Source organism: Flavobacterium sp. N2038 (assembly GCF_025947185.1).
In the GTDB taxonomy this organism is placed as follows: Bacteria; Bacteroidota; Bacteroidia; order Flavobacteriales; family Flavobacteriaceae; genus Flavobacterium.
Window position 1 is genome coordinate 550,772 of sequence record NZ_CP110001.1, and the last position, 24,246, is coordinate 575,017.

A 24,246-nucleotide genomic window follows, 5' to 3' on the forward strand; every position below is an offset into this window, starting at 1 on the left:
AAAAAAGCCTTTGAACCTTTGTTCCTTTGAGCCTTTGCACCTCGAATTGTACAAATTCGATTAAAAAGTTGTAATTTTGCAAAAAATTACGAAGATGGTCAAGATTGGCAACATAGAATTACCCGAATTTCCTTTATTACTCGCACCGATGGAAGATGTTAGTGATCCGCCGTTTCGCAGATTATGCAAAACGCACGGAGCAGACATGATGTATTCTGAATTTATTTCGTCGGAAGGATTAATTCGTGATGCTATAAAAAGCCGAATGAAACTGGATATTTTTGATTACGAACGTCCGGTTGGAATTCAGATTTTTGGTGGTGATGAAGAAGCAATGGCACTTTCGTCTAAAATTGTTTCTACAGTAAAACCAGATTTAGTAGATATTAATTTTGGGTGTCCAGTAAAAAAAGTAGTTTGTAAAGGTGCAGGAGCCGGAGTTTTAAAAGATGTCGATTTGATGGTGCGTTTAACAAAAGCAGTGATCAGAAGTACCGATTTACCCGTTACAGTTAAAACACGTTTAGGCTGGGACGAAAATTCTATTAATATTGACGAAGTTGCAGAAAGACTTCAGGATATTGGTGTTCAAGCTTTAACGATTCACGCCAGAACCCGTGCCCAAATGTATAAAGGTCATTCTGACTGGTCACACATTGCAAGAGTAAAAAACAACCCAAGAATTACTATGCCTATTTTTGGAAATGGTGATATCGACAATCCGGAAAAAGCATTAAAATATAAAAACGAATACGGAATCGATGGTATAATGATTGGCCGTGCGGCAATTGGTTATCCATGGATTTTTAACGAAATAAAGCACTATTTTAAAACCGGAGAGCACTTACCTGCTCCAACAGTTATTGATCGTGTAGAAGCTGCCAGAAATCATTTGCAATGGTCAATGGACTGGAAAGGCGAACGTCTGGGAATTGTAGAAATGCGTCGTCATTATACCAATTATTTTAAAGGAATTCACTCTTTCAAAGAATTCAAACAAAAATTAGTTACCACAGACGCACCTGAAGATTTATTCGCTATTATGAAAGAAATCGAACAGGTTTATGCAGGATATGAATTTGCTTAAAAATATTTAATCTTTGTCAACGTTTAAAACTTTGACAAACATCTATAACTAAAAAAGACCTTCAAAATTTGAAGGTCTTTTTTAGTTATTCATCATAATGAAAACGACATTGCAAAATTACACATTTTTGATCAACACCTTTTGTTCCTGAAACTTTATAAACCAGTCGATGTTCTCCTGTTATTCTGCGAGACCAAAAACTTTTTAGGTCATGTCTTAAAGGCTCTGGTTTCCCAATTCCTTTAAAAGGATTCTCACGTATAGATTTTATTAATTCTTTTATTTTTAGTGCAGTATCTGCATCGTTTTCTAGCCAATACCCAAATTCTTCCCAGCCATTTTTAGTAAAACAAATGTTCATATAATCTAAAGCTCATCTAGGTTAAAGTCCATAAGTTTTCCTTTTTCCATTTGTTCTATAGATTCCGAAAGTCTTTTTCTATTTGCCTTAGTTGATAATAAATGCTGTGTTTCTAATATTGAATTGTATTCTTTCATAGAAATTATTACAACCGCGTCTTCTTCCGAATTTCTCGGAACGACAATTACTTCTGATGATTCTGAAACTTCATCAAAATAGTTTTTTATATTCTTTCGTAATGTTGATATTGTAATTGCTTTCATAATCTGGCGCTTTTAAACGTACGTTCAAAGGTACAATATTTTGTACTTTTAATATTTGACTTATAAAATATTTAACTTTTAATTCTATAAAATAGCTTCCAAATATGAAAGTTTTTTTATTATACCTGAACACGTTTCCACTTTCCTCTTTTATAGAAAAAGATTCCAGCTAAAGTTATTGCGGTTTCGGCAACTGGAATGGCAATAAAAACTCCTGTTGGTCCCATATTAAAATGTTTTGCCAACACAAAAGCCAGCGGAATTTGAAAAAGCCAAAACCCAAAGAAATTAATTCCGGTTGGTGTCCAGGTATCTCCTGCTCCATTGAAAGTATTGATTAAAACCATTCCGATTCCGTAGAAAATAAATCCGATGCTCATGATTTGCAAAGCTTCAACTGCAATAGTTTTTACTGTTTCGTCATTAGTGAAAAACGAAATTATATACTGGCCAAAACACAGTGTAATAATCATAATCGAGGCCATGAAAATCACGTTGTATTTGGCAGTAGTAAAAACTGATTTTTCAGCACGCTCTATTTCTTTCGCACCTAAATTTTGCCCAACCAATGTGGCTGCGGCATTACTTAATCCCCAAGCCGGTAGAATGAAAAACATCATAATTCTTAAAGCAGTCTGATAACCAGCTGAGCCATGGTCTCCTCCTGTTGTAGCTACTAATTGTGCTAAGAAAATCCAACTGCAGGATGCAATTACAAACTGTAAAACTCCGGGAGCAGCAATTTTAACTAAAGCTTTTATCTGCTTGAAATCTGGAATCAAATAGGAAATTTTAATTTTTAAAACTCCATTTCCGTAGAACAAATGATAAATTTGATACACAACCCCAATGCTTCTTCCTAAAGTTGTAGCAATAGCCGCACCAACTAATCCGAAAGCCGGAATTGACCCGAAACCATTAATTAAAATTGGGCACAAAATAATATTACAAATATTAGCAATCCAAAGACTTTTCATTGCAATTGCAGCATTTCCTGCACCGCGAAAAATTCCGTTTATCAAGAATAAAAACGTAATACATAAACTTGAGCCAATCATAATTTGAGTGTATCTAAATCCATGTTCAGCAGCTTCAGCAGAAGCTCCCATGAATAAAAGAATATCTTTGGCATAGATAATTCCAAAAATACTCATAAAAATACTTAATACAAATGCAATAACAATAGCCTGCATTCCAGCTTTTGCCGCAGCTACAGGATCTTTTTCTCCTATACGCCTTGCTACAACTGCCGTTGCTGCCATACTTAATCCAATGTCCAGAGAATATATAATTGTTAAAACAGACTCTGTTAATCCAACAGTTTGAATTGCAAAACTGCTGTGTTCTAAATGCCCAACGAAATATAAATCGACCAAAGCAAAAACCGATTCCATCATCATTTCCAAAACCATTGGAATTGCTAATAGAATTACAGCTTTTTTGATACTTCCCGAAGTATAATCAAAAGATTCGTCTCCTTTTAATGCTTGCTTTAAAGTGGTATAAATTTTAGAAAATAAACTTTTCTTTATCGTAGTTTCTGTCATGATATGTTAGGATAAATGATAATATTGGCCCAGATTCAAAAATCTGAACTCGAGAAAAAAAACGTAAGTATCCTAATTATTCAAAAAATAAAATAGGATTAGGCAGAAACAATCATAAACTGTAGATTTTTAAGACGATAAATATAAGTAATATTTTTTAGGCAGAAATACTAATCCAGCAGCTTTTTGCTTACTCGGCTGCAAGCAATTAAAGACGCCAGAAAACCAAGTGAAACTATAGTTCCTAAAACAATCAAAATATTCTCAACAGTAAACACAACCGGAAATGCCAAAGTTGGCGTGATCATAATGAGTTCGTAGCGTTGTTGCAACAGTACTAAAATTACTCCTAAAATAAGCCCGATTATACCACCAAAAACACTTAGTAAAGTTCCCTGTAACAAAAATATTTTTCGCAAATGACTAATTTCTGTACCAAGATTAAAAAGGGTTTTGAGGTTTCCTTTCTTCTCTAAAATCATCATGATCAAAGCACCAATCAAATTAAAAAGTGCTACAATTATTACTAAGGTAAAAATCAGATATACCGCTATGTTCTCAGTATTAAGCATTTTATACAGAGATTCGTTTAGTTGGGCTCTGTTTTTTAAAGTAACTTTATTTTTAAAAATCTCTTCTAGTTTTGATCTGATGGCCTTTTCATTTGCATTCTCTTTCAGATTAAATTCCAGTCCTGAAATTTGATTTGGTTTGTATGTTAATAATTCCTGCACCAAACCTAAGTCGGCAAAAACATATTTTGAATCTAAATCTTCACTGATTGAATATGTCCCAACAGGCAATACATCTGTTTTTGCAAAAGCCTCTTCGGGGTTTTCGATTGCACCTTTTCCTGGTTTTGGCGCAAATATCTGTAATGGGTTTTCGAAATCCAGAATTCCTAACGAAAAATCACGTGAAATTCCATAACCAATTACTACCTGATAGGTATCTGGTTTAAGCCATTGTCCGTTAAAAAGTTTTTTCTTGATATCGTTAACTACAGGATAATTACGATCGACACCTTTTAAATAGGTAACTTTTTGCTTGTCTTTAAATAAAAATAAAACCCGCTCTTCGATTATTTTAGTATACGAAACAACGCCTTCGATTTTTTTTACCTGATTTTCCTGATCCGGACTAATTAAAAATGATTTTCCAAGTGTACTTGTCAATTTTAAATCAGGATCAATTTCATTTGTAAATGAAAGACTAAAAACCTTTAATCCGCTAAAAACGGACAAAACCACAAACAAAGCCATTGTACCAACTATGATTCCCATGCTGGCAATACGGTTAATAATATTGATAGCATTATTTTTACTTCTGCTAAAAATATAACGTTTGGCTATGTAAAGGGGGAAATTCAATTTATGATTTTCTTCTCTTTTCTAAAAGATCACGGTTTTCTATTGGGTTTTCTTTATCTGCTAATGCATTGTCTATTTTTTCGATATAGTCTAATGAGTCATCGATAAAAAATACAAGGTTTGGTACGCGACGTAATTGCAAGCGTACACGTTGCGATAAATCGTGTTTGATTAAAGTCGTATTTGATTTTATTCCTTCTAAAGTTTCTTGTGCTTTCTCCTGAGGAAAAATACTTAAATATACTGTTGCTACAGACAAATCTGTAGTTACACTAACTTTGGATACTGAAATTACTAAATTGCTAATTCCGTTTTTTCGCACTTCACCTTGCAAAATATCAACCAAATCTTTTTGGATGACACCGCCTATTTTTTTCTGTCTGTTTGTTTCCATAGTGCAAAAATACTATTTTTAAATTCAATCAATACAATTTCAAATAAACAATAAAATGATTTTTGTATCGATATCTTGTTTTTCTAAAATTAATTCTTTTATCGGCTCTTAAAATCTTGCGACAAAAAACAACTAATACTCTTATTTACAAACACTAAAGATGATAAAAATCATATTATATGTTTCAAATAATTCACAACTTTGATGGGAACATAACAACTTATTATCATGAAAAAAAGAGAACCAATTAGTCACATTATGACCAAAACGGTAGTGACTGCAAATGAAAAAGAAGATTTGAAAACTGTAGTTGAAAAGTTAAGAAAAAATACCATCCGCCATATTCCAATTGTAAAAGGCAAAGAAGTAATTGGAATAATTAGCAGAACAGATATTAACCGACTTACTTTTGGTGCTTTGTTTGAAGGACAGGAAGGTGCTGATGAAGCAATATTGGAAATGCTTTCTATTTCTCAGGTAATGACTTCGAAACCCAAAACTGTTACCTCTGACATTACTGTGAGAGATTTAGCCGAGATTTTTGCTAAGGAAGAATTTCATGCCTTACCAGTTGTTGACAACGGAGAATTAAAAGGTATTGTTACTACTACTGATGTTATTAAATATTTTTTAGAGCAGTATGATTAAATAAGAAAAGGGAGCTATATAGCTCCCTTTTTTATTATCTGTTTTGTAACCATCCTTCCGGATTGTTATTTGATGTATTCTGAAGAATCAGGAATTTGATAATCGTTTTTCCTGTGTCTCCACTGGTTCTTACTTTTCCTATACTTTGTTTGATATTTACTTTATCTCCCTTACTTACAAATACCTGACTTAGATTTTGATATACAGTAAAATAATCTCCATGCTGAATCATAACGGCGCGATTGACTGGCGATAAAACCATTACACTCGAAACTTCACCTTCAAACACAGCGCGGGCTGTTGCTCCTTGTTCTGTTGTAATCTCTACACCTGAATTATGAACTTTTACATCTGGATAAAGCGGATGTTGCTGATCTCCATAACCTAATGAAATAAACCCTTTTTCAACCGGCCAGGGTAATTTTCCTCGGTTTGCTTTAAAGTCTGCAGCCAAAATTTTACCTTCTGGTGTTAATGCAATTTTAGAAGATGAAACAGCGGCAACTGGTTCTTTCGATCCCGGATTCTCCTTCGCTCTTTCTGCTGCGGCTTTTCTATTTGCTTCAGCAATGGCTTCACGAATCAAACGATCAATTTGTCTGTCGATTCTTTTTGCTTCTGCCTGTTTGCTTTTAGTATCGGCAATAATTTTACTTTTATCTTTTTTAATCGAATTAACGAGTTTTTGTTGTTCTTTCTTTTCGGCTTCCAGACTTACTTTTTCTTTCTCGTTTTCTGCAATAATCTTTTTCTTAACTTGTCTCTGACCATCTAATTTTGCATTAAAATCAAGTAATTGAGCCGATTTAGACTGAATTTCTAAACCTTGATTTTTTCTAAAATTAGTGTATTGTTTTAAGTATTGTGCTCTTTTATATGCTTGTAAAAAACTTTCTGAAGACAGAATAAACATGGCTCTGCTTTGTTCAGATCTGCTTTTGTATGATTTTAAAATCATCTTTGCATAATCTGCTTTTAAAATTGTCAATTCTTTTTTTAGTTTATTAACCTGAACCTGGTTAATATACATATCGTTACTTAAAATTTTCTCCTGTTTCGCTGTTGTATTAATCAGCTTTTCTTTCAGTTTAATTTTATTAGCCTGAATTAAAAAAACATTAACTGCTGATTTTTCTTTTTTCTTTACAGACTGCAACATTTTTTCGTTGTCTCTAATTTCCTGTTGAATCTGAGCTTTGCGTTGTTCAAGTTTTTCTTGCTGTGAATCCTGTGCCCACATAAAAGTTGTGGCACAAATAAAAATTAGGCTTAGGAGAAATTTTGGCATGTTTCTATTTTCTTTTTGCAAATTTACTTAATTATAACATTTTTATACCCACTAGGAACACTATATGGAAAAGAAAGTTCTTCATTAAATGAAATCGTATTATAATTCAAATTGATATTCGTTTTCCCTTTTGGCTGAACTGCGTTAATTTCAATACTTGTAGGAAGCGTTCCCTGATTAAAAACTTTGTTGTCAGAATAAACAATATCCAACATTATGTTTTCTGCAGTTTGTGAAATTTCTTCTTTCTGAATTAAGTATTTTTCTGAATCCAGATAAAATACTTTTTTTATTTTTTCTTCTTTTTGATCTTCTAATCTAAATAGATTTTCTACGATGGTTTGTGTATATTTCCCTTTTCGCAAATCATCCAAAGCTTCACCAACCAATAAATTCTGTACTTTGCTGTAATTTAGTTCAGTTCCCAACCATTGGCTTAAGCTGGTAAAATCACCTTCATAATAGGTGCCTTTTATTTTTTCGTAATAACTAACAGTCGTTGGAGTAATTAAAGCTTTTGCCATTGTGATTCCAAGAAAACGAACACTAATTAAAATCTGTTTGTCTTTTTCTATCTTGATTTCTGCCGTAACGTTCTGACTTTGTTTTTCATCAGCGTATTTTGCACTTGCTTTGATATATAATGTAGAAAAATCTAACTTATTGTTATAATGTTTCTCAACTACTTTTTTATCTTCTTTGGGTGCTTCTTCTGTCTTGTTGGTATTATTTTGTACTGCGGCGGCTTTTGACTTACATGAAATCACAAAAACTGACAGCAATACTATTGCAATATATTTTTTCATTTTCTACTTCTTTTGTTTTAATAACTCATTGGCCTTCAAAAAGTATTCCTCTTTTTTCTTGGCATCTCCTAAACCATTATATGCCTCTCCAAGCTGAATATTAAAACCTGCTTCAAGTTTTTTGTCATCAACAACATAATCAAGTCCCATTTCCAGAACGGTTTTTGCGTTCTTAAATTGTTTTAACTGATTGCTTCCCAGTCCTGCGTAATAATAAAATTGCGGCTGACTAGGATATACTTCTATCATGTTCATTGCTCTTTTGGTCATTGGATCAAACTGTTTTGCCTGCGTATAAGCTTCAAGCAAAAGCAAGTTGGTTTCACGATCTGTATCTGAATGTGCTTTTAAATCTTTTTCATAATACTTAATTGCATTCTCAAATTGATTTTTGCTGTGATAAAATTTTCCAATTTCTTTTGCAACATCAACATTAGGATCATTGTCAAAATAAGCAATCGCTTTTTCTAAATCCGGAGCATATTGCGGATTCTTAGTCGTATAAATCAAAAACTCATTTAAAGTTCGATGTTTTATTTTTGAATCAATTTTAGAACTTGATAAAATTACATTCATCGATTTAATCGCTTTATCCGCCTGATTAGCATCTAAATATACTTTGAACAAACTCACCTGAGCCCATTCAGAATTTGGAATTTCTTTTGCTAATTGTTTTGCAACTTCCAGCGCTTTGTCTGTTTCATCTGTTTTTGAATATAAAAAAATCAGATTTACATAATTTGATTCTTCTTTCGGATCTTTCTTAATCTGTTCAATTAGATTGGTAATTTCTGCATTTTGATATTTGCCCTGAGATAAAATCTGCTGTTTATATCTTTCGCGATCTTCAGATTTACCGAACTTATCATTCATTTCATTGATCGTTAAAAGTGCTTTATCAAATTGACTCGTCAACATATATAGCGAAATCAAATCGTCTTTATATTCTTCGTCAAACGGAATTATCTTCTGAATGGTTTCGATAGCCAAAGGATAGTTTTTGGTTTCGTAACTTACATCATAAATTCCCAGCCAGTACCACTTATTTTTCGGATCTAATTGCGTTGCTTTTTCAAAAGAATCCTGTGCACTTGCATATTGTTTTAAAGACAAATAATTTTTTCCTAATTCAAAATAAGCAACAGCATCATTTGGTTTTAGTTTAATACATTTTTCTAAAGAAACTATGGCTTTATCATAGTTCTCAATCCCTTTTTGTTTTAAAGATTCATAAAAAGCATCCTGATATTCATCGGTTGCCATAGCAATATCCTCCGGTTCAGTCTGAGCCAAAACCGAATTTGAATTGCCAAGCAAAACAAAAAATAAAATTATTAAAACGCCTTTTTTCATTCTTTATATAATTTCATTTTTAAACCAAAAAGAATCTGAAAGAAACTTCTTTTATTCTAAAACTGAATAATCTCCAATACTAATACTGGTAAACTTACCATCATAACTAACGTGATTTCCAATCATCGCATTGTCTAAGTTAGCATTTTTTATCTGAGAATAAGTTTGTATTAAACTATTTTTAATTGAACTGTCTGTTACATGACATCCTTTACCCAATGAAACATTTGGTCCAACTGTTGTATTTTTCAACACTACATTTTCACCAATAAAACAAGGAGGGATAATTGTTGCGTTTTCTAACTGAACGGTATAATCTACTAAATGTTCTCCGTCGTTATGCAAAAAGCCAAGCATTCTGCTGTTTGTTTCAACTGTAACATCTTTATTTCCGCAATCCATCCATTCGTCAACGCTTCCTGTTTTGAAAACTTTTCCGTTGGCCATCATGGCTTTAATTCCATCGTTGATTTGATATTCTCCCCCATTTTGAATATTATTATCCAAAACTCCCTGAAGTTCTTTTTTCAAATCACCAACTTCTTTAAAATAGTAGATTCCGATAACGGCTAAATCACTTACAAACTCTTTTGGTTTTTCAACCAATTCTATGATTTCGTTATTTGAATTTAATTTTACTACTCCAAAAGCTTCTGGCTGATCAACTTGTTTTACCCAAATTACAGCATCTGCGGATGGATCTAATTCAAAATCGGCTCTGATTAAAGTATCCGCATAAGCGATAACTGCAGGACCTGATAAAGATTCTTTTGCACACATAATCGCATGGCCTGTACCTAAAGGTAAATCCTGACGATAAATAGATGCTTTTGCTCCAAGACCTTTTGCTAAGCTCTCTAAATCTGCCACAACATCATCCCCAAAAAAAGCTTCATCACCCAAAATAAAAGCGACTTCTTCAATTGGTTCTTTTAATATTTTGGCAATATCTTCAACTAATCTGTGAACGATAGATTTTCCTGCAACCGGAATTAATGGTTTAGGAACAGTTAGTGTATGTGGTCTTAATCTCGAGCCGCGGCCCGCCATTGGAACAATTATTTTCATTTTTATTCTTTATTTTTTTAGAAGAAGATTAAAAATCTTCCTGGTTTGGTTCTTTCTTTAAAACGTAAAAATCACTACGAATTTTGTACAATCTGTTATTTTACTCCGGTGCTTCCGAAACCACCGGCTCCTCTTGAAGTTTCTGAAAGTTCTTCAACTTCAATCCATTCCGCTCTCTCGTGTTTAGCGATAACTAATTGTGCAATTCTTTCTCCGTTTTCAACTACAAATTCTTCATTTGATAAATTTACTAAAATGACACCTATCTCACCTCTGTAATCAGCATCAACAGTTCCTGGAGAATTTAAAACTGTAACTCCTTTTTTTGCAGCCAATCCGCTTCTTGGCCTTACCTGTGCTTCGTAACCAATTGGCAATTCGATAAAAAGTCCTGTTTTTACAATTGTTCTTTCTAAAGGTTTTAACGTAATTGATTCTGTTAAATTGGCACGCAAATCCATTCCTGCCGAAGCAATTGTTTCGTAGTTTGGCAAGTCGTGTTGCGATTTATTGATAATTTGTATTTTCATTTCTATTTTAAAAGATTAAAAAGTATAGTTACTTTCTATTCATAATTCCTTTGATTGTGTCTTTTTCGTTATGATAAACAAAATACATAAAGCCTAATAATAACGGAATTCCAACAAAATAATTTTCTCTGAATCCATAAAATGAAATAGCCGAGAATAAAATCGAAATTCCTAAATAGGCAGAAATTTTGTTCATATCATAAGGTATCGGGTAATATTTATTTCCAAGTACATACGAAATAAGCATCATGCTGCCATAAGCAGAAATTGTCGCAATTGCAGAACCGTAATAACTGTATTTTGGAATTAAGAAGTAATTTAAAAGAAGGGTAACAATTGCACCAACAATTGAGATATAGGCTCCAATTTTTGTCTGATCTGTTAATTTATACCAAACTGATAAGTTGTTGTAAATTCCTAAAAAGAAGTTTGCCAAAATAATTAAAGGAACCACTTTCATCGCTTCCCAATAAGATTTGTTATCCAATAAAAGATATTTTAAAACATCGGCAAAAACAATTACTCCCAATAAAATCAAAGAACCTAAAATCACAAAATATTTTGTAATTACGGCATAAGTCTGTGGGGCATTTTCGTTTTTTGCATGACTAAAAAAGAAAGGTTCAATTCCTAATCTAAAAGCTGTTGCAAACAATACCATAAACAAGCCTAACTTGTAACAGGCAGAATATGCTCCGACTTCAGATTTAGCCAGGTTTTCCGGTAATAAATATCCTAAAAGAATTTTATCAAAATGTTCATTAACTGCAAATGCAAGTCCGGCAACTAAAATTGGTAAACCGTATTTCATCATTTTTTTCCAAAGTACGGGATCAAATTTTCTTCCAAGTGAAAGATAATTTGGCGAAAGCACCACAAATGTCGCTAAGCTTGCCAAAAGATTAGCAATGAAAATATAGGCAATCTGGAAATTCTGAATGTATAAATTATCCCAAACTGAATTTGGACTTGAAGCTGCAAGTTTTGGCAGATAGATCAAAAAGAAAATATTTAGCAATAAATTGATAATAACATTTCCAATTTTAATTGCTGCATATACCATCGGGCGCTGGTTGGCTCTTAATTTGGAAAATGGTACTAATACCAGAGCATCCAAAACTAAAATCCAAACTGAATAAGTAATGTATTGTGCATCTACTTCGGCCCAGCTTGCCAAAGTATTTCTAAAAATTAAAGCGACAAACAAAAAGATAATAGAGGACCAGAATATTGATATTGTAGAAGTTGCAATTACATTTTTCTTATCATCTTCGGCACTGTAAAATCTAAAAAATGCTGTTTCCATTCCGTAAGAAAGTACAACATTAAAGAAAACCATCCAGGATAAAACAATCGAAACTTCACCATATTCTGCAGTTGGCAAAATACCCGTATATAGTCTCACCAATAAAAAACTCAGCATTCTTGGCAGGACTGTAGCCAGTCCGTAAATTGCTGTTTGTTTGAATAGATTTTTATATAATCCCAAAATAATTTTATAATAAAGTTTGTGAAACAAAAATAACCAATTCTTTGGTTTATTAATGATTTTGCGGGTTCAATAAAAAAACTTGAACTCTTTTTTATCGAGTTAGTTTATTTTCGTCTAAAACTTTGACAAAATGAAACCCTTTTGGTTCGTATCCCTGATTGTAATAGAAACGATGTGCTCCAAAATTTCCGGTAAAAGCATCCAAAACGATACTGCTACAATCGAGATCTATAGCTTTTTTTTCAATGTAATCTGTTAGTAATTTTCCAATTCCTTTAGATCGGTGTTCCGGATTTACAACAAAATTATCGATCTCAAGATATTTACCTGTCCAAAGTTTTGTTGCAGACCAACAACCAGTTAGACCTAAACAGACATCGTTCTCAAAAACTCCAATCTGAATATAGTTATGTGGTAACATCTCTGAAAGAAAAGATTGATATTTTTCGATCGAAAGTTTTGGATAAAGAAATCGCATGGTCTCAATCTGAGCCAGCATTTCTTCTATAGTTGTAAGTTCCTGAATTTGTAATTTCATTTTGTAAAAAAATAGACTTCAAAAATACTTATTTTTTTTCAGTTATATAATTTGCGTTATCCTTATGTGTGAAATGTATAAATAAAGAACATAAATTATATAATTTTTCAAAAGGTCTTCTACTGTAACTTTGTATCAAAGGGAATGAGAAAAGCTAAACTACAACCCTTATAAAAGTAAGCATTGGGACTAATAAAGCTAGTTTGTTCCCACAAAAGACAAAGCAAACAGACGGTGATAAATCTGTTCAATAATTTTATAAAATGGTATTGATTCTCGGTTTTTGGATAAATTGAGAATCACCATTTTATAAATTTATAATTCTGCACATACTCCAAAAAAATAAGAAGAGCCGGTATTAATACCGGCTCTTCTTTATATTTCTTTATCTTTCATTTCGAGATTAACTTTTTTCTCGGTTTCTTTTGGCTCCGGAATATCTTCTTCTGTAAGGGTTTTTAAAACTTTATTGGTAACTTTTTTCAGTTTCACAATTCGATTTGCCTGATTCTGAACACACTTTTCAAATAAATTTCTAACCACTCTGGCATTTCCAAAACTTTCATTTTTGCTTTCGTATAATAATTCGAAAGTATCGGTCAGTTTTTCTTTTGCATCTTTAGAAATAATAAAATCTGACTTTGAACAAAATGATTCAAAAATTTGAAATAATTCTTCTGGTGTAAAATGACCAAAATGAAAATATCTGTTAAAACGGGAACGCAACCCGGGATTTGATTCTATAAAAATCTTCATCGGTTCAGTATATCCTGCAACCACGACAGCCAGATCTTCACGATGATCTTCCATTCTTTTAAGTAGCGTATTTACTGCTTCTGCTCCATAATCATTCCCGAATGCATTTTGAGTTAATGCATAAGCTTCATCAATAAATAATACTCCGCCAAGACTTGATTCTACCGCGTTATTGACTTTTGTTGCTGTTTGTCCAACATAACCTGCAACTAAACCTTCTCTGTCTGTTTCAAACATTTGACCTTTGGATAAAAAACCCAAATGCTTAAAAATTCTACTTAAAAGTCTTGCCACAGAAGTTTTTCCGGTTCCAGGAGGTCCTAGAAAAACAGTATGCAAAGTAATTTCAACATTTTTCAATCCTTGTTGAGAACGCTTTTTTTGTATTTCCAATAAATTGATAAGTTCAGAAACGTCTTTTTTTACTTCTGCTAAACCAACAAGTTCGTTTAACTCTTTTAGCACTTTTTCCAGCGTATCTTCTTCAGGAAGATTGTCTATTTCTTTTTTATCTATTTTTGATGCTTTCACATTCAAACCCAGATAATTGCTAAAAGCTGCAGTATTTTCAAATTTTTTACCAAATGTAAAATAAATGAAGTTTTGATATTCTATTAGAATTTCTTCAAGACCACTATGTTTCTTTTCGACTATTATTTCTGGAAGTACATAATAGTTTTGCTGAACATTCGAAGTTATTATCCTATTCTCTTTTTTAATTTTTACAAGAAGACTTTTAAAGTTCTCCGTAAAAACCAACTGATTCAATTCGCTTACAGAATTTTCGTTTGCAAAATGGTTATTGCGCAAAGCATCGTAATAATAGGCCAGAACAAATTCCTGTTTTTCATTTTTCGTTCCGGGTTCTCTTTCATAAAGATCAATAATATCAGAAAGAAAAAAATGCTCCGCTTTTAGTAATAGTCCTTTTGAAAAAACAGGATTTACCTTTTCATTTATTTTCTGAATAAAATCTGCATCCTGATTTAAGACATTGCAAATTTCAAGAATCTGTCTGGTTTCTTTTTGCAGTTCGATAATAAATGAAGCCGTAAAAACGGCTTCATTTGTAGAAATGTTTGTTTCTAAATATTTTTTCAGAGACAAAAATGATTCTTCTAAGATCGATATCGGATTGTTCTTTTTTGACATATTCTAATTTAAGAAATCATCATTTGATGAATAATTTCTTTTGATAATTTTAAGTGATCGTCACAATAATCTTTCCATGAAAGTCCCATGTCTCTTAGGTCGTATTTGGCTACAATTGTTCCGTAGCTTTCTTTCTTTCCATTAACAGTTGGATGCCCAATAACGTAAATAGTTTGCGCTAACTCAATTGCCAACTCAATATCATGAGTAGAAAAAATAACGGTATTAGCCTCAGATGATTTTCCTAATAACTCAAATGATTTTTTTACTTCTTCAATATTTCCAACATCTAATCCTGAAAATGGTTCATCTAAAACAATAAATTGATCCGATGAAAACAATTGTTCTATAATAGCGGTTCTTTGTCTTTGTCCGCCCGAAAGTTCATTCGGATACTTATCGGCACAATTCTCTAAGCCCCATTCTTTAAGGTATAGCTTTATTTTTTCGTCTTTTTCAGTATTCGAAAGTGTTGTTTTTCTTAACGAAAATTTCAAAGCCTGAGTAACTGTTTTATGTCTGAACAAAGTATATTTTTGATCTACAAAACCAATATCTCCCTCATTTACTGATTTGGCCGCATTAGCTTCTTTGTTTTCAAAATCTCTAATCAATATTTTTCCAGTATTGGTAGGAATCAGTCCTGTTAGTGCTTTAAAAAAAGTTGATTTTCCTCTACCCGATCTTCCAACAAAAGCAATAACTTGTCCTGTACAGTTTACTCCATCACGTACTACATCTTTTTCTACCAGACTTATATCTTTTATAATAACAGTATCATCATAGGCAACGCTAAGATTTTCAACATATAAAAGCGTTTCTTTATATTCGTGTTTCATGATTATATTTTTGAATATCTAAATACTGCTTTTCTCAAGAAATTTATTCCTGCATCTAAGCCAAGACCAATTAATAAAATGATAATTTGAAGTGCAATAATTCGTCCTGTATTCATGAACTTATCAGAGTTTTTAATTAAAAACCCTAATCCTCCAGAAGCTACAACAATCGACTCAACAGTTACAAGCATCATCCAGGTTATAGCAAGATTTTGTCTGATTACATCAATAACATAATCTATTCTTCCTAAAATAATAACTTGCCATAGCACTTCTAATCTTGTACATTTTAACATTTTAGCATGATCAAATTCTTCCTGAGGGATATCTTTGATAACTGCAATTAAAGATGTCGTCAAAAATGTTGTCAAAAAAATCACTAAAATCCACACTTGCATTGTTCTGGCTTCATGAACCACCATTGTAATATAAAATGAAAGTCCGGTAAAAGGTAAAAATCTAAATTTTGTAACAAATTCAGAAACTGATTTTAATAATGGAATTGGCCATGCATACGCAAAAACCAAAGAAATTATTGTGGCTAAAAAAATGGAGATAAAACACAATTTTAATGAATTGAAAATATGTACCACTAAACCTTCTTTATACAACTCCGAAAAACCGGTTAAAACCTGAGAAGGAGAAGGAAAAAGATGCTTTTCGCCAGATGTTGTTGCAAACCAAATAATAATCAAAAGAACTAACCAGCCTATCAAAATAAGTGTCTTGTTTAGTTTTGATATTTTTTCAAAGGGAGTTAAAATTTTTATCATGCTCATTGTAAAAAAGGCTATCTATTAAGATAGCCTTTAATTGTTTTTATTTTAATAAAGTAATAACAACACGTCTGTTTATTGCTTTTCCAGAAGCAGTATTGTTATCTGCTATTGGATTACTCTGACCTTTTCCGTCTACTAATTGGAAACGATTTGCAGGAATACCTTTTTGTTTCAGGTACTCTACAACTGCTTGTGCTCTGCTTTTTGATAAAGCTAAATTAGCATCCGCATTTCCAACATTGTCAGTGTGTCCAACAACCGTTAATTTTGTGTTTTCAGCTTGTACTAAAAGATTGTAAATTTTCTCTACTTCTCTACTAGATGTATTAGAAATTTCAGAACTTCCTGTGTTAAAATTAATTTTCCATTCTCCAGAAGCGACAACTTCTTTTGCCTCACCACTATAATCTGCTTTGTCTGCAGAAGTAGATTCGATATCGTTTATGTTTTTCAAGAAGAATAAGTTTACTGCCTGATCATAAGGAACAACAGCACCAACATTTTCATTAAATCCAAACGGATTCAATTCTGTCAAATATCCTGCGACCTGATTGTAAACTGATTTGTATCTGTTTACACCATCAGATAAACCATAATATTGCATTGCATCAGCATAGTTAAATACTTTTGAACCTCCCATATTATAAGTCAATCCGCCTTTTGTTCCTTGTTGTCCTTTGAACATTTTGTACCAATATTCCGGAGTTTCAATTTTATAAGTTGCTGCAACTGCTTCTGAAGCTCTTACTTTCCAGTCTTCATAGTTTTTCATTTGGTTTGAAGCCGTCAATGCCGATTTCAAAATGTTAGAAACAATATCAGGATTTTTTACAGCCCATTCTTTCACACCAATAATAGTAGTTGGCATTTGGTTGTTGAACTCTTTCGTAGAAACGATATCAACAAATCCAGTCAATTTATCAAATACAGTCTTATCACCAGGTGTCCAAGTAGCACAACCATCGATTTTTCTGTTAACCGATTTTCCAGTTAATTTTCCATCAACTACTTCTTTTAAAGTAACAGTCCATCCTGTAGTTTGAGATTTGATTAATTCTTCTGCCGATTTAATATAATCATCATTTTCTGACGGATAAATATTTACAGCTTCTGCATCATACGTTGTTGGATCAGGGTTTACTTTTAATCCGTTTGCAAAACAATAGTTTACAGTAGTAACCCAGTCACCATCTCCAAGAACTGCAGATATAACAGAACCTTTCATAGATTTTGGATCTGATTTCCAGCTTGGAGGTCCAATTAATTTATCTTCTCCATAACTCATACCTACTGCTCCCATTACCTGAACATGGTACTTATCTTTTCCGTATTTTTCATCAAGTGATTTTTGAACAGAGCTAATATAAAATGGCGCACCATCACCCATAATGATAACAGCAAAAACACTTTTTTCTGAAGATGGAAAAGCTTCTCCTTTATCAAATTCTTCGATAAATTTCATTTGCATGTTACGCAATTCCGAAAGCCAGTCCTGACGAATAATCTCAAGATTAACTCCATTTTTTTCCATCAATGATCCTTTTGTTGTTTTTGGACCACCATTAGAAACTATAATTCCAGACTGAGCATTCCATGCATAAGCACCAATTCTTACTAAAGGTTTATTTGCAACTTCTGAAGATAGTTCAGTTGATGGAAGTGCAATTTTTGCAGCATTGGTAACATTATTAACATCTGTCTGGTTTAATTCAATACCATTCAATTGTTTTGATACCGCTGTTTTAATCCCCGGAGATATATAATAAACTCCTCCCAGAATTGCACCAATTCCAGCAATAACGATAAGTAATTCAGAAAAGGTTGTTAACTTTTCTGTTCTTAAAATTTTTCCCATTTTTATCTAAAAATTAAATTTAATTGTATTAAAAAATATCTCCAAAACCACCACTAGATAATTTATCTTCTTTGGTCATTTTGTAATTTGGACTTGTATATTTTGTTGAATCCGGAATGGTATTATCCCCTGTTTTAATTTCATCTGCTAATGAATCTAATCTTGAATAAAGCTCATCATTATCAACAGAATATTTAGACGTTAATGCATCGATGTCTACTAAGTTTTCTGAAGTTCTGGCAATATCCTGAGCAATAGTAGAAGTTACCACTTCAAGAGCATATTCTAATTCCCAGTCTTTAGTAAACATCATCGCACTTTTTGCACTTTCTGTGGCTTCTTTCGCATTTTTGGCAAATTCATATTCTTTTTGAAGCATCTTTACCGTAACATCAAAATCGGCAATTTTAATGTCGATTGCTGTTCCTGCCAAAGTAAGTTTACGATCCATTTTGCCTAAAACATTTGCACGAACACCATATTTCTGGATAAAACTTTTGCTTTGTTCATATTGTGTCGAAACTCTTTGAGAATCGCTTAGCTTTCTTGCTAGTTCACTTTGCAGGGCTACATACTCATCTGTATCTTTTGCTGCAACACCATTTTGCTTCACCATTTCATCCATAGCCGATTTCAATTTTTCTGACTGACGCTGTAAACTCAACACGTCTTCCTGAAATCCTTTTGCTTCTTTTTCAGACTTACTGGCTTCTATTTCCATTTCATTTTTAAGACCTTTAAGCTTTGCTTTTGTGTTCTTAAAAACTTCACGGTTTTTAATCATTTTTTGTTTCTGCTCTTCTAATTCATTAAAAGGATTACTCTGAATCAGTGCTTTATGAAGATTTTTTGTTGCAAAACGAAGTCCTTTCATTATAACAGGAGCCATCATTACTAAAAAAACCAAAAATACTCCCGTTGCAGATAAGGCTATTGCCTGACCAAGCATTGTAAATAATGGTGGGATAATGTAGGTCCAGATCAAATATCCTCCAACTCCTAATAAACCTAATGCCAAAGCCAAAAACAATGACTTTTCTCCTTTTTTAAGCGCACCTGATTTTAAAGCAATTTCTCCTTTAGACTCGTCAAAATGTTTAAGTATTGGCAGTGTCAAAAGAGTGCTTCTTTCTTGATCGAATTTATCCATTATTGTAAATATTGATTTATTCCTGTAATTACAGTATTGATTGAGGTTAATATTTTTTGTTTTGCCAAATCATTAGCTTCCATTTTCAACTGAATCTCCGAAAGCTGCTCCATATTAACAGGATCAATTTTTTGAAGTTCCATTTTCTTAGCTTCCAATTCTTTTTGAAGATCAAGAATTTTGGCCTCTAAATCAGAAATACTTTTGGATAAATTATACTTTTCTTTTGTAATTGTGTTATCTAATTCAGCTTTTTTACTTTTTCCAATGGTGTCATATTTAGTATGCACTTTTTCAATTTCTGCAATATAAAAACTCCCTTTTTGTAAAAGAAAATCTTTAGTCAAATCAGATTTTATTGATTTTCCCATTGCAAAAGCCATCTGATAACTTTGCGGATTTGTTACTCCAACAGCCATAACTGACTTATAAAGTTCAAAAAAATCAAAACCTGATTCATTCAATGACTCAAAACCTTTATCGTAAACTTCGAAAATTTCGTTTAAAAAAGGGTTTGTCACTGAATTTGGTGGAAATGATTCTGTAACTTGATTCGGAAATTTATTGTCTGTAGCTGGTGAAATGGGCCCTGACGGTGGAGTTGCAGCTTTGCCCTCTGAATTATCAGTCTCATCATTAATGAAAAGACTCTTCCAATTAAAACTTTCTTTTGTCATCGTTTGTAGGTGATCTATTTTTTAATAACTTTTTGGTTGTTAAATGTTATACGCAGAAAGTGTTAAAAAGTTACTAATTTTAAAAGTATAAATATATACTTTTTTAAAAATATAATGTAACTATTTTATTATCAGCTTAATTTACCATTATCAATATTTAAAAAAAATCTTACATTCTCTTGTTTCTCATTAAAGACTTACTCCTAAAATAGGATCCCAAAAATACTTAATTAAAAATCAATTATGGCATAAACAATACTAAAAAAGTAAGAATTAACCTAGTGCATAATTTAAACTTCACTGTATTCTCGTTTAAGAATTGGTATAAACAAAAAAAGAGCTAACAAATTAATGTTAGCTCTTCTAAATTTTATAAAAACTTTATCTTATCCGTTCAAAGCTTCTGCTCCACCAACGATTTCAAGGATCTCGTTTGTAATAGCCGCCTGACGTGCCTTATTATAAGTTAATTTCAATTGGTTTCTTAATTCTGTTGCGTTGTCAGTTGCTTTATGCATAGCTGTCATACGTGCTCCGTGCTCTGAAGCAAAAGAATCGCGAATACCTTTGTATAATTGTGTTTTTAAAGACTTAGGAATTAAAGTCAATACAATTTCTTCTTTTGAAGGCTCAAAAATATAATCTCCAGCCGAAACAGAAGCATCCGATTTAATTGGTGCTAATGGCAAAAATTGCTCAGTTTGAATAATTTGAGTCGCAGCATTTTTAAACTGATTATAAATCAATTCAATTCTGTCGTATTCTCCAGATAAGAATTTTTCAGTTAAATTATCAGCAATACCCGCAACATTTTCAAAAGTTAAATGATCAAAAATTGCATTATGATGACCAAGTACATTATGAGTTTTGCTTAAAACATCATTTCCTTTTTTACCAATAGCAAAAACGTCAACTTGTTTTCCGGCATAAAAATCAGTACGATTTTTAATTTCTTTAATTACGTTTGAATTGAATGCACCACATAAACCTCTATTAGAAGTTATAGCTACAAGCAATACTTTTTTTACTTCACGTTGTGTTGTATAATCTCCTCCAACCTCACCATCAAGTGTAGCAGAAAGATTTTGCAATAACTCCGTTAATTTCTCGGCATAAGGGCGCATCGCAGTGATTGCATCTTGTGCTTTCTTAAGCTTTGCAGCAGAAACCATTTTCATAGCCGATGTAATCTGCATCGTCGATGAAACGGAAGTAATTCTATTACGGATTTCCTTTAAATTTGCCATCTATTAATTAGAAAATGTGACAATTTGAAAATTAGATAATTAGAATAATGCGAATACATTTTCTAATTATCTAATTTACCAATTATCTAATTAGTTATATTTTGCTGAAATTTCTTTTGCTGCTTTTTCGATAACGTCAGTAATGTTGTCATCTAATTTTCCAGCTTTCAACGCGTTAAGCGTATCTTTATGTTTACTGTTTAAGTAAGCTAAGAAATCTGCTTCAAATTCTTTTACTTTATTTACAGGAACGTTTCTTAATAAGTTTTTAGAACCAGCGTAAATAATAGCTACTTGATTTTCTACTGTATAAGGATCGTTAAGACCTTGTTTCAAGATTTCAACGTTTCTTTTTCCTTTTTCGATTACGTTTAAAGTAACAGAATCAAGATCAGAACCAAATTTAGCGAAAGCTTCTAATTCACGGAATTGAGCCTGGTCTAATTTTAAAGTTCCAGAAACTTTTTTCATTGATTTAATTTGTGCATTACCTCCAACACGAGATACAGAGATACCTACGTTGATAGCAGGACGAACTCCAGAGTTGAACAAATCTCCATCAAGGAAAATCTGACCATCTGTAATCGAAATTACGTTTGTTGGGATATATGCAGAAACGTCACCAGCCTGAGTTTCGATAATTGGTAAAGCAGTCAATGAACCACCACCTTTTACGATACCTTTGATAGAATCTGGTAAATCGTTCATGTTTTTAGCAATTCCATCATCAGCAATTACTTTACAAGCACGCTCTAATAAACGAGAGTGTAAGTAGAAAACGTCTCCAGGATATGCCTCACGTCCCGGTGGTCTTCTTAATAAAAGAGAAACCTCACGGTAAGCAACAGCTTGTTTAGATAAATCATCATACACAATAAGTGCAGGACGACCTGAATCTCTAAAATACTCTCCAATTGCAGCACCTGCGAAAGGAGCATAAACTTGCATTGGAGCTGGATCAGAAGCATTAGCTGCAACAATAACTGTATAAGCCATTGCACCTTTTTCTTCTAACATTTTAGCGATTCCTGCTACAGTTGAAGCTTTTTGCCCAATTGCAACATATATACAGAATACAGGTTTACCTGCATCATAAAATTCTTTTTGATTTAAGATTGTATCGATACAAACAGTTGATTTACCTGTTTGACGGTCACCAATTACAAGCTCACGTTGTCCACGACCAACCGGGATCATAGCATCTACTGCTTTTACTCCTGTTTGTAATGGCTCAGTTACTGGCTGACGGAAGATAACACCAGGTGCTTTTCTTTCTAAAGGCATTTCGTATAAGTCTCCACCAATTGGTCCTTTTCCATCAATTGGAAAACCAAGAGTATTAACTACACGTCCTACCATTTGCTCACCTACTTTAAGAGAAGCAATACGTTGTGTTCTTTTTGCTGTTGAACCTTCTTTGATTCCAGTTGATGGTCCTAAAAGTACCACACCAACATTGTCTTCTTCAAGATTCAATACAATAGCTTCAAGTCCGTTATCAAATTCAACTAACTCACCATATTGTACATTAGATAGCCCGTAAATACGAGCAATACCATCTCCAACTTGAAGTACCGTTCCTACTTCCTCTAGCGTAGCACCAGATTCAAAACCTTCTACTTGCTTTCTTAATATTGCTGAAATTTCAGCAGGTTTGATTTCCGCCATCTTAATTTATAATTTAGACACTTTTATGTGTAATAAAACTAATTACTTAACTCTCTTTTTAATACTTGTAATCTGTTTGCAACAGAAGCGTTGTATTGATTATCTCCTATTCTCAAAATAAATCCACCAATGATTGAAGGATCTACTATATTTTCAATTGTAATTTTTTTATCTGATAACGTTGCAACTTTTGCTAAAACTTTTGCTTCTAAAGCTGCATCCATTGGAATTGCTGTTGTAACTTTTGCTACTTCAACACCATTGCTCTCATCAAATAATCTTTTGTATTCTATTGCAATAGCTTCTAGAATTTCAAATCTTTTGTTTTCAAATAATAAATGGAATAAACCTTTAGTTACACCATTTACATCTGCGAAAACTTCTAAAAGAGCACTTTCTTTAACTTCAACTTTTGTAGTTGGGTTTTGAATAAATGTACTCAGTTCTGTATTAGTTTCAATTGCCTGAGCAATTGATTTCATATCGTTATTTACAGCTTCGGCAACACCTTTAGAGTTTGCTAAGTCCAGAATTGCTTTTGCATAACGAATTGCTGCTCTTGTACTTGCCATAATCTTAGTTTAACTTTACGTCACCTAACATTTTCTCAACTAATTTAGTTTGAGATTCTTTGTTAGATAATTCTTCTTTCAATAATTTTTCAGCGATGCTTAATGATAAAGTTGAAACCTGAGATTTCAATTCTGCCATTGCAGCATTTTTTTCACTTTCGATAGCAGCTTTAGCTTGCTCAATTATTTTTTGACCAGCTTCTTGCGCTTCGTTTTTAGAATCAGCAATCATTTTCTCTTTCATTTCACGAGCTTCTTTCAACATCGCGTCACGTTCTGAACGAGCTTCATTCAAAATTCTTTGATTGTCTGCTTGTAAATTTTCCATTTCTCTCTTTGCATTTTCAGCAGAAAGCAATGCATTTTTAATACCTTCTTCTCTTGCAGTAATAGATTCCATAATTGGTTTCCACGCAAATTTTACTAAAAGTAAAATTAATACTAACAAGATTAAAGCTTGCCAAAAGAATAATCCGAATGAAAAATCGTTAATTAACTTATCCATTTTATAACTATATTAAATATTTAATTTCTTTTTAAAGTAACAACACCTTTAACCAACCGTTAAAGATGTTGTTATTTTTTTCTTTATTATTTTCCTAAGATCAAAGCAGCAAATGCTAAACCTTCTAATAAAGCCGCGATAATAATCATCGCAGTTTGGATTTTACCAGCAGCTTCTGGCTGACGAGCAATAGCGTCCATAGCAGATCCACCGATTTTACCTAAACCTAAACCTGCACCGATTACTACTAAACCAGCACCTACTAAAGTTGGAATTGTTCCCATAAGTATTTATATATATA

The 24,246-nt window shown here is 32.6% G+C and carries 25 protein-coding genes; 2 read left to right on the plus strand and 23 right to left on the minus strand.

Going from position 1 to position 24,246, the window contains the following annotated elements; all coding sequences use genetic code 11:
- Positions 1–94 precede the first annotated feature (94 nt).
- Entirely contained in the window at positions 95–1,087 is a 993-nt protein-coding gene (dusB, locus tag OLM51_RS02395) for a tRNA dihydrouridine synthase DusB (RefSeq protein WP_089053569.1), read from the plus strand.
- 85 nt (positions 1,088–1,172) lie between these two features.
- Here the strand turns inward: dusB and OLM51_RS02400 are convergent, their stop codons facing one another.
- The 5 genes from OLM51_RS02400 to rbfA form a co-directional block, all read right to left on the minus strand.
- Positions 1,173–1,448, minus strand: a complete 276-nt coding sequence (locus OLM51_RS02400) for a Txe/YoeB family addiction module toxin (RefSeq protein WP_264552822.1) — start codon at positions 1,446–1,448, stop codon at positions 1,173–1,175.
- A gap of 5 nt (positions 1,449–1,453) precedes the next feature.
- Positions 1,454–1,711 carry a type II toxin-antitoxin system Phd/YefM family antitoxin gene (locus OLM51_RS02405; RefSeq protein ID WP_264552823.1) on the minus strand — a complete coding sequence of 86 codons (258 nt, stop codon included), beginning with the start codon at positions 1,709–1,711 and terminating at the stop codon, positions 1,454–1,456.
- 119 nt (positions 1,712–1,830) lie between these two features.
- A complete protein-coding gene (locus OLM51_RS02410; protein ID WP_264552824.1) occupies positions 1,831–3,258 on the minus strand; it encodes an MATE family efflux transporter in 1,428 nt (475 codons plus the stop codon).
- A 170-nt stretch (positions 3,259–3,428) separates the two neighbouring features.
- Positions 3,429–4,628, minus strand: a complete 1,200-nt coding sequence (locus tag OLM51_RS02415) for an ABC transporter permease (protein WP_264552825.1) — start codon at positions 4,626–4,628, stop codon at positions 3,429–3,431.
- 1 nt (position 4,629) lies between these two features.
- On the minus strand, positions 4,630–5,022 hold the full coding sequence (rbfA, locus tag OLM51_RS02420; protein ID WP_264552826.1) for a 30S ribosome-binding factor RbfA: 393 nt from the start codon (positions 5,020–5,022) through the stop codon (positions 4,630–4,632).
- Positions 5,023–5,250: 228 nt separating this feature from the next.
- Between rbfA and OLM51_RS02425 the strand changes: the two genes are divergently transcribed.
- Positions 5,251–5,670: an HPP family protein gene (locus tag OLM51_RS02425; protein ID WP_264552827.1), complete on the plus strand. Its 420-nt coding sequence runs from the start codon at positions 5,251–5,253 to the stop codon at positions 5,668–5,670.
- A gap of 34 nt (positions 5,671–5,704) precedes the next feature.
- Here the strand turns inward: OLM51_RS02425 and OLM51_RS02430 are convergent, their stop codons facing one another.
- The 18 genes from OLM51_RS02430 to atpE form a co-directional block, all read right to left on the minus strand.
- Positions 5,705–6,958, minus strand: coding sequence for a murein hydrolase activator EnvC family protein (locus OLM51_RS02430; protein ID WP_264552828.1), 1,254 nt, complete (start codon positions 6,956–6,958; stop codon positions 5,705–5,707).
- Between the two features lie 23 nt (positions 6,959–6,981).
- Complete coding sequence (locus OLM51_RS02435; protein ID WP_264552829.1) at positions 6,982–7,764, minus strand: DUF4292 domain-containing protein; 783 nt, start codon at positions 7,762–7,764, stop codon at positions 6,982–6,984.
- A 3-nt stretch (positions 7,765–7,767) separates the two neighbouring features.
- Positions 7,768–9,117, minus strand: coding sequence for a tetratricopeptide repeat protein (locus tag OLM51_RS02440; protein WP_264552830.1), 1,350 nt, complete (start codon positions 9,115–9,117; stop codon positions 7,768–7,770).
- Between the two features lie 51 nt (positions 9,118–9,168).
- Positions 9,169–10,185 (minus strand): sugar phosphate nucleotidyltransferase, encoded by a 1,017-nt coding sequence (locus OLM51_RS02445; RefSeq protein WP_264552831.1) that lies wholly within the window; start codon positions 10,183–10,185, stop codon positions 9,169–9,171.
- A 95-nt stretch (positions 10,186–10,280) separates the two neighbouring features.
- A complete protein-coding gene (gene dut, locus OLM51_RS02450; RefSeq protein WP_264552832.1) occupies positions 10,281–10,715 on the minus strand; it encodes a dUTP diphosphatase in 435 nt (144 codons plus the stop codon).
- 28 nt (positions 10,716–10,743) lie between these two features.
- A complete protein-coding gene (locus OLM51_RS02455; protein ID WP_264552833.1) occupies positions 10,744–12,204 on the minus strand; it encodes a lipopolysaccharide biosynthesis protein in 1,461 nt (486 codons plus the stop codon).
- A gap of 94 nt (positions 12,205–12,298) precedes the next feature.
- Entirely contained in the window at positions 12,299–12,745 is a 447-nt protein-coding gene (locus OLM51_RS02460; protein ID WP_264552834.1) for a GNAT family N-acetyltransferase, read from the minus strand.
- A gap of 375 nt (positions 12,746–13,120) precedes the next feature.
- Positions 13,121–14,653, minus strand: a complete 1,533-nt coding sequence (locus OLM51_RS02465) for an AAA family ATPase (RefSeq protein WP_264552835.1) — start codon at positions 14,651–14,653, stop codon at positions 13,121–13,123.
- An 8-nt stretch (positions 14,654–14,661) separates the two neighbouring features.
- Positions 14,662–15,492, minus strand: a complete 831-nt coding sequence (locus OLM51_RS02470; RefSeq protein ID WP_264552836.1) for an ATP-binding cassette domain-containing protein — start codon at positions 15,490–15,492, stop codon at positions 14,662–14,664.
- 2 nt (positions 15,493–15,494) lie between these two features.
- Complete coding sequence (locus OLM51_RS02475; RefSeq protein WP_264552837.1) at positions 15,495–16,271, minus strand: ABC transporter permease; 777 nt, start codon at positions 16,269–16,271, stop codon at positions 15,495–15,497.
- 40 nt (positions 16,272–16,311) lie between these two features.
- Positions 16,312–18,126: an OmpA family protein gene (locus OLM51_RS02480; RefSeq protein WP_264552838.1), complete on the minus strand. Its 1,815-nt coding sequence runs from the start codon at positions 18,124–18,126 to the stop codon at positions 16,312–16,314.
- 28 nt (positions 18,127–18,154) lie between these two features.
- Complete coding sequence (locus OLM51_RS02485) at positions 18,155–19,276, minus strand: hypothetical protein (protein WP_264552839.1); 1,122 nt, start codon at positions 19,274–19,276, stop codon at positions 18,155–18,157.
- Complete coding sequence (locus OLM51_RS02490; RefSeq protein WP_264552840.1) at positions 19,276–19,953, minus strand: kinetochore protein SPC24; 678 nt, start codon at positions 19,951–19,953, stop codon at positions 19,276–19,278. The genes OLM51_RS02485 and OLM51_RS02490 overlap by 1 nt, the downstream gene beginning before the upstream one ends.
- A gap of 386 nt (positions 19,954–20,339) precedes the next feature.
- Positions 20,340–21,200, minus strand: a complete 861-nt coding sequence (gene atpG / locus OLM51_RS02495; protein WP_213258624.1) for an ATP synthase F1 subunit gamma — start codon at positions 21,198–21,200, stop codon at positions 20,340–20,342.
- 90 nt (positions 21,201–21,290) lie between these two features.
- Positions 21,291–22,868: a F0F1 ATP synthase subunit alpha gene (gene atpA / locus OLM51_RS02500; protein WP_264552841.1), complete on the minus strand. Its 1,578-nt coding sequence runs from the start codon at positions 22,866–22,868 to the stop codon at positions 21,291–21,293.
- A 38-nt stretch (positions 22,869–22,906) separates the two neighbouring features.
- Positions 22,907–23,440 carry an ATP synthase F1 subunit delta gene (atpH, locus tag OLM51_RS02505; protein WP_264552842.1) on the minus strand — a complete coding sequence of 178 codons (534 nt, stop codon included), beginning with the start codon at positions 23,438–23,440 and terminating at the stop codon, positions 22,907–22,909.
- A 4-nt stretch (positions 23,441–23,444) separates the two neighbouring features.
- Positions 23,445–23,945: a F0F1 ATP synthase subunit B gene (locus OLM51_RS02510; protein WP_264552843.1), complete on the minus strand. Its 501-nt coding sequence runs from the start codon at positions 23,943–23,945 to the stop codon at positions 23,445–23,447.
- Between the two features lie 86 nt (positions 23,946–24,031).
- The gene (gene atpE / locus OLM51_RS02515; RefSeq protein ID WP_008465835.1) at positions 24,032–24,229 is read right to left on the minus strand and encodes an ATP synthase F0 subunit C; all 198 of its coding nucleotides are present in this window, start codon (positions 24,227–24,229) and stop codon (positions 24,032–24,034) included.
- Positions 24,230–24,246: the final 17 nt, after the last annotated feature.

Excerpts from the sequence above, each read along its gene's own strand:
- dusB (WP_089053569.1), top strand. The coding sequence starts at position 95 with ATGGTCAAGATTGGCAACATAGAATTACCCGAATTTCCTTTATTACTC.
- OLM51_RS02400 (WP_264552822.1), bottom strand. The coding sequence starts at position 1,448 with ATGAACATTTGTTTTACTAAAAATGGCTGGGAAGAATTTGGGTATTGG.
- OLM51_RS02405 (WP_264552823.1), bottom strand. The coding sequence starts at position 1,711 with ATGAAAGCAATTACAATATCAACATTACGAAAGAATATAAAAAACTAT.
- OLM51_RS02410 (WP_264552824.1), bottom strand. The coding sequence starts at position 3,258 with ATGACAGAAACTACGATAAAGAAAAGTTTATTTTCTAAAATTTATACC.
- rbfA (WP_264552826.1), bottom strand. The coding sequence starts at position 5,022 with ATGGAAACAAACAGACAGAAAAAAATAGGCGGTGTCATCCAAAAAGAT.
- OLM51_RS02425 (WP_264552827.1), top strand. The coding sequence starts at position 5,251 with ATGAAAAAAAGAGAACCAATTAGTCACATTATGACCAAAACGGTAGTG.
- OLM51_RS02430 (WP_264552828.1), bottom strand. The coding sequence starts at position 6,958 with ATGCCAAAATTTCTCCTAAGCCTAATTTTTATTTGTGCCACAACTTTT.
- OLM51_RS02435 (WP_264552829.1), bottom strand. The coding sequence starts at position 7,764 with ATGAAAAAATATATTGCAATAGTATTGCTGTCAGTTTTTGTGATTTCA.
- OLM51_RS02440 (WP_264552830.1), bottom strand. The coding sequence starts at position 9,117 with ATGAAAAAAGGCGTTTTAATAATTTTATTTTTTGTTTTGCTTGGCAAT.
- OLM51_RS02445 (WP_264552831.1), bottom strand. The coding sequence starts at position 10,185 with ATGAAAATAATTGTTCCAATGGCGGGCCGCGGCTCGAGATTAAGACCA.
- dut (WP_264552832.1), bottom strand. The coding sequence starts at position 10,715 with ATGAAAATACAAATTATCAATAAATCGCAACACGACTTGCCAAACTAC.
- OLM51_RS02460 (WP_264552834.1), bottom strand. The coding sequence starts at position 12,745 with ATGAAATTACAAATTCAGGAACTTACAACTATAGAAGAAATGCTGGCT.
- OLM51_RS02465 (WP_264552835.1), bottom strand. The coding sequence starts at position 14,653 with ATGTCAAAAAAGAACAATCCGATATCGATCTTAGAAGAATCATTTTTG.
- OLM51_RS02470 (WP_264552836.1), bottom strand. The coding sequence starts at position 15,492 with ATGAAACACGAATATAAAGAAACGCTTTTATATGTTGAAAATCTTAGC.
- OLM51_RS02475 (WP_264552837.1), bottom strand. The coding sequence starts at position 16,271 with ATGAGCATGATAAAAATTTTAACTCCCTTTGAAAAAATATCAAAACTA.
- OLM51_RS02480 (WP_264552838.1), bottom strand. The coding sequence starts at position 18,126 with ATGGGAAAAATTTTAAGAACAGAAAAGTTAACAACCTTTTCTGAATTA.
- OLM51_RS02485 (WP_264552839.1), bottom strand. The coding sequence starts at position 19,276 with ATGGATAAATTCGATCAAGAAAGAAGCACTCTTTTGACACTGCCAATA.
- OLM51_RS02490 (WP_264552840.1), bottom strand. The coding sequence starts at position 19,953 with ATGACAAAAGAAAGTTTTAATTGGAAGAGTCTTTTCATTAATGATGAG.
- atpG (WP_213258624.1), bottom strand. The coding sequence starts at position 21,200 with ATGGCAAATTTAAAGGAAATCCGTAATAGAATTACTTCCGTTTCATCG.
- atpA (WP_264552841.1), bottom strand. The coding sequence starts at position 22,868 with ATGGCGGAAATCAAACCTGCTGAAATTTCAGCAATATTAAGAAAGCAA.
- atpH (WP_264552842.1), bottom strand. The coding sequence starts at position 23,440 with ATGGCAAGTACAAGAGCAGCAATTCGTTATGCAAAAGCAATTCTGGAC.
- OLM51_RS02510 (WP_264552843.1), bottom strand. The coding sequence starts at position 23,945 with ATGGATAAGTTAATTAACGATTTTTCATTCGGATTATTCTTTTGGCAA.
- atpE (WP_008465835.1), bottom strand. The coding sequence starts at position 24,229 with ATGGGAACAATTCCAACTTTAGTAGGTGCTGGTTTAGTAGTAATCGGT.